The sequence below is a fragment of the Variovorax defluvii genome, from assembly GCF_039541515.1.
Taxonomy (GTDB): Bacteria; Pseudomonadota; Gammaproteobacteria; order Burkholderiales; family Burkholderiaceae_C; genus Variovorax; species Variovorax defluvii.
Genome location: NZ_BAABGJ010000008.1, coordinates 203190 through 219666, shown reverse-complemented (window position 1 = coordinate 219666; position 16477 = coordinate 203190). Strand labels below are relative to the sequence as shown.

The window sequence follows — 16477 nt, the reverse complement described above, 5'->3', positions numbered from 1 at the left end:
GAAGTGGCACCCACATGCATATCGGACTTGCAGATTTTGCAGAGCGCACGTTGTTGATTCTTGGCGATGCGACGTCGATGCGATTGCTCGCCGGCTGCATTGAGGCGCGCGAATCCCTTGACCTAAGTACATTGCCTTTCGTCGAATCGGTGAACGTGTGCGTGTTGATGAAGCCGACCGGGGACAACAGCTCGCTCGATCAGAAGGACACACTTTTCGAGTGGAGGATATCGCCACTGGATTCGCATCAATTTGCCGAGCAATTGCGGGCACTGGCCGCGAGTGACATGCCTGCACACGCATACTTGGACTGCAAGACAAGCGGTGAGGCCGTGCAGGTCATGGCATCCAAGGGCGAATATGAGGCCGGCGATGTACTTGGCCCCACAGCCGGGCGGTCGACAACGTGAAGTCCGGCGTTATCCGCTCTGGCAATACCCGGGCTGCCCTTTTGGCCAAGGCGTTGCGACTGACCGCTGACCAGGTGGAGATTTCCAGCGAAAGTAACGACATCGTCTTGCGCGAGCGACCCGCCAGCGCAGTCGCTGTCTTCGACGCCCTCGTCATCATGCCTGTCGACTTCCTGACCGGCGGCCGGGGCGACAGCCCTCCTCAAATTCGAGAGGCGTTCTGAACGTCTATTCGCCACTGCCTTGACATCCGCATCTGCATCTAGCGCCGCGCACCCAACGCCTGCTCGATCTCCCGCACCGTCGCGATCAGCTTCGGGCGCACCTGGTCGAGCAGCGTCTCCTTCGACACGCTCTGCGCCGGCCCGGCGGCGTTGATCACCATCAGCGGCAGACCGCCGCCCGGCATGAAGGGCACGGCGATGCCGTGAATCTCCTTCTGCCATTCGCCGAAGGAGCCGACGCAGCCGCTCTCCGCGTAGTCGGCGCAGGCCTGGCGGATGCCTTTCTCGATGCGCGGCCAGGCAGCCGGGTCCAGCGCGCGGATGCGCTCCTCCAGCGCCTGGCGCACGTTCTCCGGTGCGGCCGCCAGGTAGGCGCGGCCCATCGCGGTCGTGGCCATCGGAATGCGCGCGCCGATGTCCAGGCGCAGCGTCACGATCGAATGGCCGCGGCAGATCTCGATGTAGAGCATCGACATCTCGTCGCGCAGGCCCAGCGAGATCTGCGTGCCGGTATCGATCGCCAGCTGCTGCATCAGCGGGCGGCTGACTTCCTTCACGTCCAGCCGGCCCAGCGTGGTGCCGCCCAGCATCAGGGTGGCCATGCCCAGCCGGTAGCGGCCCGATTCCTCCACGTGGTGCAGGTAGCCCAGGCGCGTGAGCGTGTAGGTCAGCCGGGTGACGGTGGACTTGGGCAGCTTGCAGCGCTCGGCCAGTTCCTGGTTGCCCAGCCGCTCCTCGCCGGACTTGAAGCAGCGCAGCACGTCCAGGCCGCGGGCGAGGGCGGTGACGAAATGGCGGTCCTCGCGGCCTTCGTCGAGGGCGTCGGTGTCGGGTTCGTCGGGGGTCTTCTTCATGGCCGGGGTCCTGTTCTGCACAGCGGTATCGGGATGGCTTGCCACGGCGCACAGGGCTGGAAGGCCCGGCCCGCGTTTCGCACAATTGCAGAATTATGAACCGCACTGCAAAACGACTGCAGTGACACCGAAGGAGACAGACCATGGAACAGCCCGTTGCCACCGGCGCCCACAACTTCGCTTCCATCGAGCGCGTCGTGTTCGGCCAAGGGGCCGCCGGCGTGATCGCGGCCGAGGCGGCGCGGCTGGATGCGCGGCGCGTCTTCATCGTCGCCAGCCGTACGCTGCGCACGCAGACCGGCGTGATCCGCGCCATCGAGGCCGAACTCGGCGAGCGGCATGCCGCCACCTTCGACGGCATCCCGCAGCACACCACGCGCACCGGCGTCGCGCGCGCCACCGCGGCGGCATTGGCGGCCGAGGCCGACCTGGTCGTGGCGGTCGGCGGCGGCTCGGTGGTCGATGCCTCGAAGATGGTGACGCTTTGCATGCGCCACCGCATGACGGACGAACACCTCGAGGCGCTGGACCACTTCGAGGTCAAGCTGGGCGAGGACGGCAAGCCCGTGCGCCCGAAATTCGACGGCCCCGCCGTGCGCATGATCGCGGTGCCCAGCACGCTCAACGGCGGCGAGTTCAACGGCGGCTGCCTGGTGACCGACGAGCGGCGCCGGCTCAAGCAGACTTTCTTTCATCCGCTGATGATGCCGCGCACCATCGTGCTCGACCCGGCCCTCACGCTGCACACGCCGGAGTCGCTGTGGCTGGGCTCCGCCACCCGCGCGCTGGACCATGCGATCGAGGCGCTGCTGTCGACCACGCCCACGCCGATCGCCGATGCGGTGGTGCTGGATGGCATCGCGCGGATGGCGCGCGCGCTGCCTGCGTGGCGGGCCGCGCCGGACAGTCTCGCTGCGCGCGCGGACTGCCAGATCGCGAGCTGGCTTTGCTCCTACGGCCTGTCCAGCCGCGGCCCGCAGGGCGGCGTGATGATGGGCCCCAGCCATGCCATCGGCCACGTGCTCGGCGGCAGCTGCGGCGTGCCGCACTATTACTGCACGCCGGTGATGATGCCGGCCATCCTGCGTTGGTCGGAGCCGGCCACGGCGTCGCGCCAGCGAAGCCTCGCGCAGGCACTGGGCCAGCCCGGCAGGGCGGCTGCCGACGTCTTCGCGGAGCTCGTGAAAACGCTCGGCCTGCCAGCGACGCTGCGCGATGTCGGCGTCGGCGAGGATCAGTTCGAGATGATCGCCCGCACCAGCATGCGCGAACTCTTCATCCACGGCAATGCGCGCCGCATCGCCGGGCCGGAAGACGTACTGCAGATCCTCCGGCTCGCGGCCTGAGCGCTTGCGGCACGCTCAGCGCCGGGCTTCGAACACCAGGCAGGTGGTGGTTGCATGCGCGTACAGCGTGCCGTCCGGCCCGACCAGCCGCGCCTCCGCCGTCGCGAGTTGGCGGCCGCAGTGGATCACCTTGCCCTCGGCGCGAACGCGTTGCACCTTGGGCGATACGGCCTTCACGTAATTCACGCTCAGCTCCGCCGTGGTGTAGGCGCGGCCGGGCGGCATCAGGGTGTGGACCGCACAGCCCAGCGACGAGTCGAGCAGGGTGGCGACCCAGCCGCCGTGGACGGTGCCCAGCGGATTCAGGTGCCGGGGCAGCGGCGTGCCCTGGAACACGGCCACGCCGGGTGCGACGGAGACGATGGTGAAGTCCAGCGTCTTCGCGATCGCGGCATAGGGGATGTCGCCGCGCAACATGGCCTGCATCAGCTCGAGGCCGGTCTTGCCCTCGACCTGCTCGGGCGCCGGCACGCCGGGCCCCGGGCCGGCTTCCAGGCGGGCAATGACATCGCGCTCCTGCGCGATCCACTCATCCAGGACGGTGTTGTGAGTCAAGGGTGCTCTCCAGTTTCAGTTGCATATACAACGATTGCAGCTACAATCGTTGGCATGGATGCTATCGCAAAGCCGCAGGGCTGCACCAACTTCCGCCTGCGCAGGCTGACCCGCATGGTGTCACGGCATTACGACGCACATGTCGCCGCGGCAGGACTGAAGACGACGCAGTATTCGCTGCTTTCGCATGTGCAGAGTCTCGGCCCGCTGCGGCCGGTGGACCTCGCCCAGGCGATGAATGTGGACGCCTCCACGCTCACCCGCAACCTCAAGCCCATGCTGGTGGCGGGGTGGCTCACCCAGGGCGAAGGCCCGGATGCACGCAGCCGTCTGATCGCCATCACCGCGGCCGGCCGCGCCAAGCGAACCGAGGCCCAGCGCCTGTGGCGCAGCGCGCAGATGGAGCTCAACGCCATGCTGGGCGTGGAGCGCGTGCTGGCCCTGCATCAATTGGTCGACGACAGCATCGCGCTGCTGCAGCGCGCCGGACTCAAGGACGAGGAAAGCAACGATGAGTGATGCCAAGCCCCCCACGCCCGCCGCGAGCGCGGCCCACCCGGCCGCGCGCCATGCGCTGTGGCTGGTCCTGCTGGCCACGGCCGGCACCTTCGCCCTGACGATGGGCGTGCGCCAGACCATGGGCCTGTTCCTGTCGGCGGTGAACACCTCCACCGGCCTGGGCGTCGCCAGCATCAGCCTGGCCTTCGCTTTCGGGCAGCTCTGGTGGGGCCTGACGCAGCCCTTCGCCGGCGCGGTCGCCGACCGCATCGGCACCGGCCGGGTGGTCTTCGTCGGCGTGCTGCTGGTGGCGTTGGGGACCATCATCACCCCCTACATGACCAGCACGGCCGGCCTGATCTTCGCCATCGGCGTGCTGGCGGCCGGCGGCGCCGGCATGGCCGGGCCTTCGGTGCTCATGGGCGCGGTGGCGCGCCTGGTGTCCCCCACGCAGCGCGGCCTGGCCACCGGCATCGTGAATGCCGGCGGCTCTTTCGGCCAGTTCGCGATGGCGCCCATCGCGATCGGGCTGACGGCAGCCTACGGCTGGGCCAATTCGATGCAGGTGCTGGGCTTCCTGATCCTGCTGGCCCTGCCGGCCATCTTCGTGCTGAAGGGCAATTCCAATGCCCTCGCGGCCGCCTCCGGCGCGAAGCGGGTCGGTGCGGGCGAGGCCGTGCGCCAGGCGCTGGCCCAGCCGAGCTTCCGGCTGCTCGGCCTGGGCTTCTTCGTCTGCGGCTTCCACGTGGCCTTCCTCGCCACCCACCTGCCGGGCGTGATCGCCGCCTGCGGCCTGCCGCCGGAAGTGGGCGGCTGGTCGCTGGGCATCATCGGGCTCTTCAACATCGTCGGCAGCCTGGCGATGGGCTGGGCCGTGAGCCGCTGGCGCATGAAGTCGCTGCTGGCGCTGCTGTACGCCTCGCGCGGCATCGCGGTGCTGGTGTTCCTGCTCGCGCCCAAGACCACGCTGGTGATGCTGCTCTTCGCCGCGGTGATGGGCGTGACCTTCCTGTCGACCGTGCCGCCCACCGCGGGCCTGGTGGCCAAGATGTTCGGACCGGCCAACATGGCGATGCTGTTCGGCATCGTGATGCTGGCGCACCAGGTCGGCGGCTTTCTCGGCGCTTATTTGGGCGGCACCATCTTCGAGGCCACCGGGAGCTACGACTGGGTCTGGTACATCGACATCGTGCTGGCCGCCGGCGCGGCGCTGGTCAACCTGCCGATCCGCGAGGCCCACCTGCCCGCGCGTGCCAAGGCTGCGGCCTGATCCGCAATGACCGCGCTCGATCCGCGCACGCGCCTCCTGCTGGAAGCGCCGATCGCATCGTCCCTGCTGCGCCTGGCCCTGCCCAATGTGCTGGTGATGGTGGCGCAGGCCTCGGTCGGCCTGATCGAGACCTACTTCGTCGGCAAGCTCGGCACCGATGCGCTGGCCGGCATGGCGCTGGTGTTTCCCATCGTGATGCTGATGCAGATGAGCTCCGCCGGCGCGCTGGGCGGCGGCATCGCGTCGGCCATCGCGCGGGCGCTGGGCGCGCGGCGGCGCGAGGACGCCGATGCACTGGTGCTGCATGCGATCGTGGTGGCGTTAGCCTTCGGCCTGGTCTTCAGCGCCGTGCTGCTGCCCGGCGGGGCCTGGCTCTATGCGCGCATGGGCGGTGAGGGCGCTTCGCTGGCGGCGGCGCTGAGCTATTCGCACTGCGTGTTTGCGGGCGCGGTGCTGGTGTGGGTCTTCAACGCCCTGGCAGCGGCGATCCGCGGCACCGGCAACATGGCGGTGCCGGCGCGCGTCACGGTGGGCGGCGTGTTCTTCCTGGTGCCGGTGTCGCCGCTGCTCATCTTCGGGTGGGGGCCGATTCCCGCGCTGGGCATCGCGGGCGGCGCCATCGCGCTGCTGCTGTACTACCTGGTCGGAACGGTGGCGCTGGCGGCCTACCTGCGCTCGAAGCACAGCGTCGCGCGGCTTCGCTTCACCGGTGTGCGGCTGCACTGGCCGCTGTTGCGCGACATCCTGCGCGTGGGGCTGATCTCTTCCATCGCCACCGTCTGCGTCAACCTCTCCATCGGCGTGGCCACCGCGCTGGCCGGGCAGTTCGGCCCCGGCGCGATCGCCGGCTACGGCACGGGCTCCCGCCTGGAGTACCTGCTGGTGCCCCTGGTCTTCGGCTTCGGCGCGCCCCTTCTGGCCATGGTCGGCACCTGCATCGGCGCGGGCCAGCGCGAACGGGCGCTGCGCGCCACCTGGATCGGCGTGGGCATGGCCTTCGCGATGGCCGAAGGGGTGGGGCTCGCGGCGGCGTTGTTTCCCCGGCCCTGGCTGATGCTCTTCGGGCACGACGCGGCCATGCTGGAGGCCGGCGCCCAGTATCTGAGAACCGTGGGCCCCTTCTACGGCTTCTTCGGCGTGGGCCTGATCCTGTACTTCGCTTCGCAGGGCGCGGGCCGGCTGCTCTGGCCGGTGCTGGGCAACCTCGCGCGCCTCGTGGTGGCCGCGCTGGGCGGCTGGCTGGCGCTGCGGTGGGGTGGGACACTGATGCACGTGTTCGCCGTGCAATCCCTCGCGCTGGTGATCTATGCCGTCGTCATCGCGAGTGCCATCGCGGGTGGCGCCTGGTTCGGCCCGGTGGGCTGGCCCCGCAGCACCGCGCGGCTGCTGCAGCGGCTCGAGCCTTCCTGACCTCTTTTCTTCCGACCCATGCACGTGGGGCTGCAAGCGCGCGCGCGGCATGCAGTTGCGGCTTCGATCAGTTACGAAGGCCGTTCAACACCTCCTGGGTCAACTCCAGCCAGAGCTTCGCCTCCTCATCATTGTCGCTCTGGACGATGGCGCGCGTGATGCTGTCTTGCAGAATGTCGGGCGGGACCTCGGCCGCTTTGGCCGTATCGGTCACCGCTCGCTCGATTTGCTTCCTGTGCTCCGAGAGCTGTGCTTCGATCGTGGCCACCGCGTCCGGTAATCCTTCTCTCAATAACTTTTGCCAGGGCTTCCAGGTGGCGAGGAAGTCCATGAAGTGCGCCGCCTCTTCGGCCACCACCGCTTGCTTGGCAGGTCCAGCACGTTGGGCAGGGCCTGCGCGGGAGGCATGTTCGCCGCCGGCATTGGTCTGATAGTGGTACTGGCGCTCTTCGAGGCCCGCGGGCGAGCCGCCGGTCTTGTCTGGCAATCGACGACTCAAGCTCAGTAACACCGCAGCGATGCTGTTAGCCGACGTGATGACGTTTCAGCTCAGGCAAGGCCGCGTCGGCGATCCGTGGCCTACGCGGTGGCGCGTTGAAGCGAAGGGCTCTCAGCGCGCGGCGCCGGCAGCAGGCGCCTCAGCGCCTCGAAGAACAGATCGGACTGCTCCCGCTCCCCCTGGATCTGCGCCGCCACGTGCGCGGCGAGCTTCGCATCCACCGGTACCAGCGGCCGGCCGGTGGATTGCGCGATCACCTGGTGCAGGCAGGCGCGCTCCAGGTAGTACAGGTCGTCGTAGGCGTGGGCGATGCTCGTGCCCGCCACGATCACACCGTGGTTCGCGAGGAACGCGATGTCCTTGCCCGCCATGCCGCGGGCGATGCGCTCGCCTTCGCTGTCATCCAGTGCCAGGCCGTTGTATTCGGCGTCGATGGCGATGCGGTTCATGAAGCGCATCGCGTTCTGGCTCAGTGTCGGGTCGAGCGCGCGCTCGCTGGTGAGCGTGAGCGCTGTCGCGTACGGCATGTGGCAGTGGAGCACGACCGCGCGGCCGGTGATGCGGTGCACCGCACCGTGGATGAAGAGGGCAGTGGGCTCGACGCGGTGACGCCCCGCCAGCACTTCGCCATGCACGTCGATCAGCACGATGTCCTCTGGCCCGACCTCGCTCCAGTGCAGCCCTCGCGGGTTGATCAGGTAGCGGTCCTGCGCGCCCGGCAGGGCGACGCTGAAATGGTTGCACACGCCCTCGGAGAGGCCGTGGTGCGCGGCCGCTCGCAAGGCCAGGGCGAGATCCTCGCGCAGGCGGCGGATGGGCGGGCTGGCGTACTCTGCGTCGAAGGACATCGAAACTCCTCAGCTGCGAAGAAGACCGTGGAAGGCGGCCACGAATTCCGCCGCCGATTCGCGCACCGCGGCGGCACCCTTGCCCGGCTTGTAGAGCGCCGAGCCGATGCCGAAGCCGGCCGCGCCGGCCTCGCGCCAGGCCTTCATGCCGGCCGGCGTGATGCCACCCACGGGCAGCAGCGGCGTGCCCGGCGGCAACACCGCGAGCAGGGCCTTGACGACGGCCGGCGAAGCCAGCTCGGCCGGAAAGAGCTTGAGCCCGGCGGCACCGGCGGCGAGCGCGCCGAAGGCTTCGGTGGGCGTCAACACGCCGGGCAGGCTCACCAGGCCCAGGCGCGCCGCCTCGGCCAGCACGGCCGGGTCGAAGTTGGGCGCCACGATCAGCTGACCGCCCGCCGCGTGCACTTCGCGGACCTGCTGCGCATTCAGCACGGTGCCCGCGCCCACCAGGGCATCCGCAAAGCGCTCGCGCAAGAGCGCGATGCTCTTGAGCGGAGAGGGCGAATTGAGCGGCACCTCCAGCAGCCGGAAGCCCGCGCCGACGACGGCGTCGCCGATCTCCGGCGCCTCGGCCGGGGTGAGGCCGCGCAGGATGGCCACCAGCGGCAGTTGCGCCATGGCGGCGCAGAAGCTTGTGTGGAGCGTGCTCATGACCTCGCCTTCTTGGCGTTGAGGAAGCCCGACAACGCGTGCAGCCCGGCCCAGGTGGCTTCCGAGCCCAGCGTGCGCGCCGTGTTGCCCGACACCTGCAAGGCCAGCAGGTAGCGCTGCGTCAGGGTCGGCGATCCGATCAGCACCAGGTCGCCGGCGGCGTGGATGGACTGGGTGCGCAGTTCCTCGCCGATCAGCAACCCGGACAGATAACTCGCCAGCTCGCCGGCCGGCTTGCGTCCGAACAGCGCCAGCGTGCGCGCGCCGAAGGCGTTGTGCAGCAGCCCCTGGCCGTTGTCGGCCTGGGTCACGCCTTCGAGGAAAGCGACTTCGTCCAGCGGTGCCTGCGCGTCCAGTGTGCGGGCGAGGATCGAATGCTGGCTCAGGAGCGCATAAAACTCGCCGGTCATGAAGGTGCGGAAGCCCGTCACGCGGCCGCGCTTGACCGTGGCCCACTTGCTGTGCGTGCCCGGCAGCACGAACAGGCCGTCGGACAGGCCGGTCAGCGCCATGGCGCCGAAGATCTGAACCTCCTCGCCGCGCATCACGTCCGGCACGCCGTTGTGCATGTCCGACAGGCCGGGCACGACCGCGATGCGGCCGGGCTCGATCTCGATGATGGCGTCGCCCACCTCCACCCGGCCCGAGGGGCAGGGGCAGTAGGGCGCCTCGACCCAGCCCTGCTTGCTGCCTGCCATGCCCGAGATCAGGCAGAAGCTGCCGGTGGGCCGCATCCAGTCGCCGAACAGCGACTCGAAAAGCGCCGGGAAGCCGCCGGGCGGCACCGTGAGGATGCCGCGCGGGTGGCTGCACTCCTCCAGCACGTGCCCTCTGCCGTCGAGCAGCGCGCCGCGCAGGGAGCTGGTGCCCCAGTCGATGGCGATCAGATGCATGGGCTTCGGGCGATAGGCCGGCTTGGACGGTTCAGTGATTGTCCCTGGGAACGAAGGAACCGCGCTTGCCCCGCAGGAATCCGAGGTCGGCGCCCTGGTCGGCCTGCAGCACGTTGTCGACGTACAGCTTCCAGTAGCCGGAGGCCAGTGGCGGTTCCGGCGCCTTCCAGAGGGCGCGGCGGCGGGCCAGTTCCTCGTCGCTGACGTGCAGGTGCAAGCGGCGCTTCGGCACGTCCAGCTCGACGATGTCGCCGTCCTGCACCAGCGCCAGCGGTCCCCCGGCGGCGGCCTCGGGCGCGGTGTGCAGCACCACGGTGCCGTAGGCGGTGCCGCTCATGCGCGCATCGCTGATGCGGACCATGTCGGTGATGCCCTTGCGCAGCACCTTGGGCGGCAGTGGCATGTTGCCGGCTTCGGCCATGCCAGGGTAGCCCTTGGGGCCGCAGTTCTTCAGCACCATGATGCAGTGCTCGTCGATGTCCAGCGCCTCGTCGTCGATGCGTCGGTGCAGGTCGTCCGCATTCTCGAAGACCACCGCGCGGCCTTTGTGCACCAGCAGCGCGGGCGTGGCGGCACTGGGCTTGATGATGGCGCCGTTGGGCGCGAGGTTGCCGCGCAGCACGCAGATGCCGGCCTTGTCCTTGAAAGGCGTGGCGAGCGGGCGGATCACCTGCGGGTTGTAGTTCTCCGCATCCTTGACGTTCTCCCACACGCTCTGGCCGGTGGCGGTGAGGATGTCCTGGTGCAGGTGCTGCGCGATCTCCTTCATGACCACCGGCAGGCCGCCCGCGTAGCAGAAGTCCTCCATCAGGTATTGGCCGGAAGGCTGCAGGTCCAGCAGGCAGGGCAGCTCCGAGGCGAGGCGGTCGAAGTCGTCGAGCGAAAGCGCCACGCCGATGCGCCCCGCGATCGCCAGCAGGTGGATCACCAGGTTGGTGGAGCCGCCGATGGCCGCGTTGACCTTGATGGCGTTCTCGATGGCCTGGCGGGTGAGGATCTTCGACATGAGCAGGTCTTCGTGGACCATGTCGACGATGCGGCGACCCGCCATGCGCGCCAGCACATTGCGCCGCCCGTCCACCGCGGGGTAGGCGGCGTTTCCGGGCAGGCCGATGCCCAGCGACTCCACCATGCTGGCCATGGTGCTGGCGGTGCCCATGGTCATGCAATGGCCGTGGCTGCGGTGCATGCAGCTCTCGGCCTCGAAGAATTCCTGCAGCTTGAGCGTGCCGGCGCGCACCTGCTCGCTCATCTGCCACACGCCGGTGCCGCTGCCGAGCTCCTGGCCGCGCCACTTGCCCGAAAGCATGGGGCCGCCGGAGACACCGATGGTGGGCAGGTCGACGCTGGCGGCGCCCATCATCAAGGCCGGCGTGGTCTTGTCGCAGCCCATGAGCAGCACCACGCCGTCGATCGGGTTGGCGCGGATGCTTTCTTCCACGTCCATGCTGGCGAGGTTGCGGTAGAGCATGGCGGTGGGGCGCAGCAGCGTCTCGCCCAGCGACATCACCGGGAACTCGAGCGGGAAGCCGCCGGCTTCGTACACGCCGATCTTGACCTGCTCGGCCAGCGTGCGAAAGTGCGAGTTGCAGGGCGTGAGCTCGCTGAAGGTGTTGCAGATGCCGATCACCGGGCGGCCGTCGAACTGGTCGTGCGGCACGCCCTTGCCCTTGACCCAGCTGCGGTAGATGAAGCCGTCCCGGTCGTGGCGGCCGAACCATTGCTGGCTGCGCAGTTCGTGGGCGGGCTTGCGGCGTGCAGGGCTCATCGTGTTGTCTCCGGACGGCTGCGAATCGGTGCCTCGTGAATCAGGGTTTGTCCTGCCGGGCCACCATTTCAATCATCATATGATAAGTCCGGCTTCGTGAAGACAGGCAAGTTTTCGAGCAAGACGGCGGCCCCCGGCACGCCCCAGCAGGAGACACATGAGCAAGAACATCCACGGCCGTACGCTGGACCTGCTGGGCGAAGCGATCGTCTCGCGCCGCTACGCGGTCGGGATGCCGATGCCGGCGGAGCCCCTGCTGTGCGAGGCGTTCGGCGTCAGCCGCACCGTGGTGCGCGAGGCCGTGAAGTCGCTGGTGGCCAAGGGCCTGATCGTCACCGGGCCCAAGGTCGGCACGCGGGTGCTGCCGGAAGACCGCTGGAACTGGTTCGACCCGGACGTGATCACCTGGCAGTCGCGCGTCGGCCTCACGCCCGAATTCCTGCGCGATCTGGTCGACCTGCGCCGCGTGGTGGAGCCGGCTGCCGTGCGTCTGGCGGCCGAGCGCGCCACCGGGGCCGACATCGCCGAGATCGAGGCGGCCTATGCCGGCATGAAAGCGGCGATCGAGCAGGGCGGCGACTACGTGAGCAACGACCTGCGCTTCCACCACGGCCTGCTGGTGGCCGCGCGCAACCGCATGCTGGCCCAGATGAGCAAGGCGCTGGACGCGCTGTTGCGCACCAGCTTCGAACTCTCCACCGCCAAGAAGGACGGCCCGGCCAAGTCGCTGCCGCTGCACCGGGCGGTGCTCGACGCGGTGATCGCCCACAACCCGGCGCGGGCCGAACGCGCCATCCTCAAGCTGATCGAAAGCGCGCGCGAGGACATCGATGAAGTCCTGCAATCGCGCCGCCGCATGCCGCGCGTCAACCGTGCGCCGCCCCGCCTCAAGGCCGCCGCCTGAGCATCGTTTTCCGTCCCAGTCCGCTCGCCGATCGAGCATTTCATCGAACCGAAGAGGAGACAAAGCATGAAACTCAGGGCTCTCGTGATCCCCGTGCTGGCCGCATTGGGCCTGGCCGCCGCCGGCCAGGCCGCCGCACAGGAGAAGCTCACCGTCTGGTGGGTCAAGGGCTTCTACAAGGCGGAGGACGATGCGCTGTTCGCCGCCATCAAGAAGTTCGAGGACAAGCACAAGAACGTGAAGGTCGAGCTGTCGCAGTACCCGGTGCAGGACATGATCCCCAAGACCGTGTCGGCCCTCGATTCCGGCAGCCCGCCCGACGTGGCCTATGCCGACGTTTACGACTTCCAGGTCACCGGCAAGTGGGCCTACGACGGCAAGCTGGAGGACATCAGCAGCGTGCTCTCCCCGATGGTGAACCGCTTCGCGCCCAACACGGTCGAGACCACCTTCCTCTACAACGACCAGACCAAATCCAAGGCGTACTACGCTTTCCCGATCAAGCAGCAGACCATGCACATCGAGTACTGGATCGACATGCTGGCCGAGGCGGGCTTCAAGGAGTCGGACATTCCGACCACCTGGAAGGAGTACTGGTCCTTCTGGTGCGACAAGGTTCAGCCGGCCAGCCGCCAGAAGAGCGGCAAGCGCACTTTCGGCATCGGCATGCCGATGGGCGTCGACTCGAGCGACTCCTTCTATTCCTTCCTGACCTTCATGGACGCCTACAACGTCAAGCTGGTCAACGACAGCGGCAAGCTGCTGGTGGACGACCCGAGCGTACGCCAGGGGCTGATCGGCGCCATCACCGACTACACCATGCCCTATACCAAGGGCTGCACGCCGCCGTCGTCCACCAGCTGGAAGGACCCGGACAACAACGTCGCCTTCCACAACAAGACCACGGTGATGACGCACAACGCGACCATCTCGATCGCTGCGAAGTGGCTGGACGACATGAACAACGCCTCGCTCACGCCGGACCAGCGTGAGGAGGCGAAGAAGAACTACACCGAGCGCATCCGCACGGCCGGCTTCCCGAGCAAGCCCGATGGCAGCAAGATGGTCTACCGCACCGCGGTGAAGACCGGCGTGATCTTCAAGGACGCGAAGAACAAGGCGCGCGCCAAGGAGTTCGTCAGTTTCCTGATGCAGGAGGAGAATCTCACGCCCTACGTCGAAGGCTCGCTGGGCCGCTGGTTCCCGGTGACCAAGGCCGGCCAGGCGCGTGAGTTCTGGAAGGCCGACCCGCATCGCCTGTCGGTCTACAACCAGTACGCGGCGGGCACGGTGCCTTTCGAATTCACCAAGAACTACAAGTTCACCGTGCTCAACAACGAGAACGTATGGGCCAAGACGATGAGCCGGGTCATCAACGACAAGGTGCCGGTGGACAAGGCGGTCGACGAGATGATCGAGCGCATCAAGACCGTCGCGCGCTGAGCCGGCTTCGAGGGAGTCGCCCATGAGCTCCACCGCCACCGCCGTGGCCGCCGGCAGCGCCGGCGCCGGTCCGGCTGCCGCGCGACCGGGCCGCTGGCAGTTCTGGGGGCGGCTGATGGTCGCGCCCTACCTGCTGATCTTCGCGGTCTTCGTGCTCTACCCGGTGTGCTACGGGCTCTGGCTGGCCCGGCACCCGCAGAGCTACGTGCACCTGGCGGACGATCCGATCTTCTTCCGCTCGGTGATCAACACCCTGGTCTTCCTGGTGGTGGCGATCAACGTGAAGATGCTGGTGGCGCTGGTGCTCTCCGGCTTCTTCGTGCAGTCGCGCTGGTGGATCAAGGTGCTGGCGGGCATCTTCATCCTGCCGTGGGCCATGCCTTCGATCCCGACCATCCTCTCGGTGCGCTTCATGCTCAACCCGGAGTGGGGCGTGATCAACACCACCATCTTCCGACTGACCGGCGCGGACGGGCCCAACTGGCTCAACGACCCGACGCTGGCCCTGGGCTTCGCGATGCTGATGCACATCTGGAAGTCGCTGCCCTTCTGGACGCTGATCCTGGTGGCCGGCCGCCTGGCCATTCCGAGCGAGCAGTACGAGGCGGCCTCGGTCGACGGTGCCAGTTCGTGGCAGAAGTTCCGCTTCATCAGCTGGCCCTCGCTGCGCACGCTCTACCTGACCTCGACCATCCTGTCGATGATCTGGACGCTGGGCGACTTCAACAGCGTCTACCTGCTGACCGGCGGCGGGCCGGCGGACCTGACGCACGTGCTGGCGACGCTGGGCATCCGGTACCTCCGGCTGGATCAGGTGGATCTGTCAATGGCGTCGATCGTGGTGGCGATGCCGCTGGTGCTGCCGCTCGTTTATTTCATGATGAAGAGGTTGTCGAAATGACCCGGCCCCTGACCCTCAAGTCGGTTGCCACCGAGACCAAGCTGCTGCTGATCGGCATCCCCGTCCTGCTGTGGACGCTGATCCCGGTCTACCACATGGTGCTGTTCGCGATCTCGCCGCGCGACTCGGCGACCTCGGGGCAGCTGTGGCCCACCACGCCCACGCTGAACAACTTCCGCATCGTGTTCGAGCAGAAGCACTTCTACCTCGACCACTTCTGGGTGCAGTTGGGCAACTCGCTGCTGATCGCGCTGTCGGTAGGCGTGCTCACGCTCTTCGTGGCCACCACCGCGGCCTTCGGCATCAGCCGGCTGAAGGTGCGCGGCGGCCGCACGGTGATGAACATGGCGCTGTTCACCTACTTCATTCCCGCAGCCTTCCTCGCGGTGCCCATGTACAAGACCATGGGCAACTACGGCCTGCTCAACAGCCAGTGGTCGCTGATCCTGGCGATGGTGACCATCGCCTCGCCCTACTGCATCTGGGTGCTCAAGCAGGCCTCGGACAAGCTGCCCTACGAGCTGGATGAAGCCGCGCGCATGGACGGCGCCTCGCCGCTGCAGCTGTTCCGCCTGGTCTACCTGCCGCTGATGGTGCCGTCGCTGGTGGCGGTCGGCACCTACTCGCTGCTGCTGGCCTGGAACGAGTACCTCTATGCCTTCCTGCTGCTGTCCAACGACCGCAGCGTGACGCTGGCGGTGGCGCTGGGCAACTTTCTCGCGGCCGACGATTCGCCGTGGGAGCTGCTGATGGCCACCGGCCTGATCTACGCGCTGCCGCCGGCGGCGATCTATTACGCCTTCAAGCGCTACATGGTGGGCGGCATCACGGCGGGAGCCGTGAAGAGCTGAGCCTCGGAACAGGGACGAACGACACATGGCATCCGTATCCTTCCGCAACGTCAAGAAGTCCTTCGGCAAGACCGAGATCATCCAGGGCCTGGGCTTCGACATCGCCGACGGCGAGTTCGTGGTGCTGGTCGGGCCCTCGGGCTGCGGTAAATCCACGCTGCTGCGCATGCTGGCCGGGCTGGAGGACATCACGGGCGGCGAGATCCTGATCGATGGCCGCGTGGTGAACGAACTGGAGTCCAAGGACCGCGACATCGCGATGGTGTTCCAGAGCTACGCGCTCTACCCGCACATGACGGTGGCGGAGAACATGGGCTTCAGCCTGCGCCTGCGCCATGCGGACAAGGCGTTGACCGGGCAGCGCGTCGCCGACGCCGCGAAGATCCTCAACCTCGACGCCCTGCTGGGCCGCTACCCGCGCGAGCTGTCGGGCGGGCAGCGCCAGCGCGTGGCCATGGGCCGCGCCATCGTGCGCGACCCGAAGGTCTTTCTCTTCGACGAGCCCTTGTCCAACCTGGACGCCAAGCTGCGGGTGGCGATGCGCGCCGAGATCAAGGCGCTGCACCAGCGGCTCAAGACCACCACGGTCTACGTCACGCACGACCAGATCGAGGCCATGACCATGGCCGACCGCATCGTGGTGATGCACGACGGCATCGTCGAGCAGATCGGCACGCCGCTGGCGCTGTACGACCGGCCGGAGAACCTTTTCGTCGCCCAGTTCATCGGCTCGCCGGCCATGAACGTGGTGGAAGGCGTGCTGCGGCGCAATGGGGCCGGCAACGTCGTCGAGGCCCACGGCGCGCACTGGCCGGCCCCTCAGGCGGAGGGGGCGGCAGACGGGCAGCCGGTGCACTATGGCATCCGTCCCGGTGACATCGTGCTGGGCGACGCCGGCACCGGCGTGCCGGCCCGGGTCATCGTGATCGAGCCGACCGGCAACGAGACCGAGTTGCTGGTGGAGGTGGGCGATGCGCGCATCGGGCTGGTGGTGCATGGGCGCGTCGACGTGCAGCCGGACGACCGGGTGGGGCTGTCCATCAGCGCCGGCAGCGCCCACCTGTTCGATCGGCAGAGCGGCCGGCGGCTGAACTGAGCGGGTGAGCATGCCGCCCGTTGCCGACGGGTGCGCGCGCCAGGCCCGCCCCTGAA

The 16477-nt window shown here is 68.0% G+C and carries 18 protein-coding genes; 11 read left to right on the top strand and 7 right to left on the bottom strand.

Annotation, left to right across the window (positions count from 1 at the left end; translation table 11 throughout):
* The first annotated feature begins 14 nt into the window (after nt 1-14).
* Together ABEA07_RS04830 and ABEA07_RS04825 are read left to right on the top strand one after the other, a co-directional pair.
* Complete coding sequence (locus tag ABEA07_RS04830; protein ID WP_345536232.1) at nt 15-410, top strand: hypothetical protein; 396 nt, start codon at nt 15-17, stop codon at nt 408-410.
* Nucleotides 407-634 (top strand): AbrB/MazE/SpoVT family DNA-binding domain-containing protein, encoded by a 228-nt coding sequence (locus tag ABEA07_RS04825; RefSeq protein ID WP_345536231.1) that lies wholly within the window; start codon nt 407-409, stop codon nt 632-634. The genes ABEA07_RS04830 and ABEA07_RS04825 overlap by 4 nt, the downstream gene beginning before the upstream one ends.
* A gap of 38 nt (nt 635-672) precedes the next feature.
* Here ABEA07_RS04825 and ABEA07_RS04820 read toward each other — a convergent pair whose 3' ends face one another.
* Complete coding sequence (locus tag ABEA07_RS04820; protein WP_345536229.1) at nt 673-1488, bottom strand: IclR family transcriptional regulator; 816 nt, start codon at nt 1486-1488, stop codon at nt 673-675.
* A 143-nt stretch (nt 1489-1631) separates the two neighbouring features.
* Here ABEA07_RS04820 and ABEA07_RS04815 point away from each other — a divergent pair, with 143 nt between their 5' ends.
* Entirely contained in the window at nt 1632-2834 is a 1203-nt protein-coding gene (locus ABEA07_RS04815) for an iron-containing alcohol dehydrogenase (RefSeq protein WP_345536227.1), read from the top strand.
* A 15-nt stretch (nt 2835-2849) separates the two neighbouring features.
* Here the strand turns inward: ABEA07_RS04815 and ABEA07_RS04810 are convergent, their stop codons facing one another.
* Nucleotides 2850-3389 (bottom strand): PaaI family thioesterase, encoded by a 540-nt coding sequence (locus ABEA07_RS04810; protein ID WP_345536226.1) that lies wholly within the window; start codon nt 3387-3389, stop codon nt 2850-2852.
* A 54-nt stretch (nt 3390-3443) separates the two neighbouring features.
* Between ABEA07_RS04810 and ABEA07_RS04805 the strand changes: the two genes are divergently transcribed.
* The 3 genes from ABEA07_RS04805 to ABEA07_RS04795 are packed head-to-tail and all read left to right on the top strand — an operon-like array spanning nt 3444 to nt 6567.
* Nucleotides 3444-3908, top strand: coding sequence for a MarR family winged helix-turn-helix transcriptional regulator (locus ABEA07_RS04805; protein WP_345536225.1), 465 nt, complete (start codon nt 3444-3446; stop codon nt 3906-3908).
* Entirely contained in the window at nt 3901-5157 is a 1257-nt protein-coding gene (locus ABEA07_RS04800) for an MFS transporter (protein ID WP_345536224.1), read from the top strand. The genes ABEA07_RS04805 and ABEA07_RS04800 overlap by 8 nt, the downstream gene beginning before the upstream one ends.
* 6 nt (nt 5158-5163) lie before the next feature.
* Nucleotides 5164-6567: an MATE family efflux transporter gene (locus ABEA07_RS04795; RefSeq protein ID WP_345536223.1), complete on the top strand. Its 1404-nt coding sequence runs from the start codon at nt 5164-5166 to the stop codon at nt 6565-6567.
* Between the two features lie 67 nt (nt 6568-6634).
* Here the strand turns inward: ABEA07_RS04795 and ABEA07_RS04790 are convergent, their stop codons facing one another.
* The 5 genes from ABEA07_RS04790 to ABEA07_RS04770 all read right to left on the bottom strand — a co-directional run bounded on the left by ABEA07_RS04790 (nt 6635) and on the right by ABEA07_RS04770 (nt 11226).
* Nucleotides 6635-7054 carry a hypothetical protein gene (locus ABEA07_RS04790; protein ID WP_345536222.1) on the bottom strand — a complete coding sequence of 140 codons (420 nt, stop codon included), beginning with the start codon at nt 7052-7054 and terminating at the stop codon, nt 6635-6637.
* Between the two features lie 92 nt (nt 7055-7146).
* The gene (locus ABEA07_RS04785; protein ID WP_345536221.1) at nt 7147-7914 is read right to left on the bottom strand and encodes an aldolase; all 768 of its coding nucleotides are present in this window, start codon (nt 7912-7914) and stop codon (nt 7147-7149) included.
* Nucleotides 7915-7923: 9 nt separating this feature from the next.
* Nucleotides 7924-8565, bottom strand: a complete 642-nt coding sequence (locus ABEA07_RS04780) for a 2-dehydro-3-deoxy-6-phosphogalactonate aldolase (RefSeq protein WP_345536220.1) — start codon at nt 8563-8565, stop codon at nt 7924-7926.
* Nucleotides 8562-9458 (bottom strand): 2-dehydro-3-deoxygalactonokinase, encoded by an 897-nt coding sequence (locus tag ABEA07_RS04775; RefSeq protein WP_345536219.1) that lies wholly within the window; start codon nt 9456-9458, stop codon nt 8562-8564. Before ABEA07_RS04775 ends, ABEA07_RS04780 begins: the two co-directional genes overlap by 4 nt.
* A gap of 31 nt (nt 9459-9489) precedes the next feature.
* Nucleotides 9490-11226: an IlvD/Edd family dehydratase gene (locus ABEA07_RS04770; protein WP_345536218.1), complete on the bottom strand. Its 1737-nt coding sequence runs from the start codon at nt 11224-11226 to the stop codon at nt 9490-9492.
* A 157-nt stretch (nt 11227-11383) separates the two neighbouring features.
* Between ABEA07_RS04770 and ABEA07_RS04765 the strand changes: the two genes are divergently transcribed.
* The 5 genes from ABEA07_RS04765 to ABEA07_RS04745 all read left to right on the top strand — a co-directional run bounded on the left by ABEA07_RS04765 (nt 11384) and on the right by ABEA07_RS04745 (nt 16421).
* A complete protein-coding gene (locus tag ABEA07_RS04765) occupies nt 11384-12130 on the top strand; it encodes a FadR/GntR family transcriptional regulator (RefSeq protein WP_345536216.1) in 747 nt (248 codons plus the stop codon).
* 66 nt (nt 12131-12196) lie between these two features.
* The gene (locus ABEA07_RS04760) at nt 12197-13573 is read left to right on the top strand and encodes an ABC transporter substrate-binding protein (RefSeq protein ID WP_345536215.1); all 1377 of its coding nucleotides are present in this window, start codon (nt 12197-12199) and stop codon (nt 13571-13573) included.
* 22 nt (nt 13574-13595) lie between these two features.
* On the top strand, nt 13596-14474 hold the full coding sequence (locus ABEA07_RS04755; protein ID WP_345536214.1) for a carbohydrate ABC transporter permease: 879 nt from the start codon (nt 13596-13598) through the stop codon (nt 14472-14474).
* A complete protein-coding gene (locus ABEA07_RS04750; protein WP_345536213.1) occupies nt 14471-15325 on the top strand; it encodes a carbohydrate ABC transporter permease in 855 nt (284 codons plus the stop codon). Before ABEA07_RS04755 ends, ABEA07_RS04750 begins: the two co-directional genes overlap by 4 nt.
* A gap of 25 nt (nt 15326-15350) precedes the next feature.
* Nucleotides 15351-16421 carry an ABC transporter ATP-binding protein gene (locus ABEA07_RS04745; RefSeq protein WP_345536212.1) on the top strand — a complete coding sequence of 357 codons (1071 nt, stop codon included), beginning with the start codon at nt 15351-15353 and terminating at the stop codon, nt 16419-16421.
* Nucleotides 16422-16477: the final 56 nt, after the last annotated feature.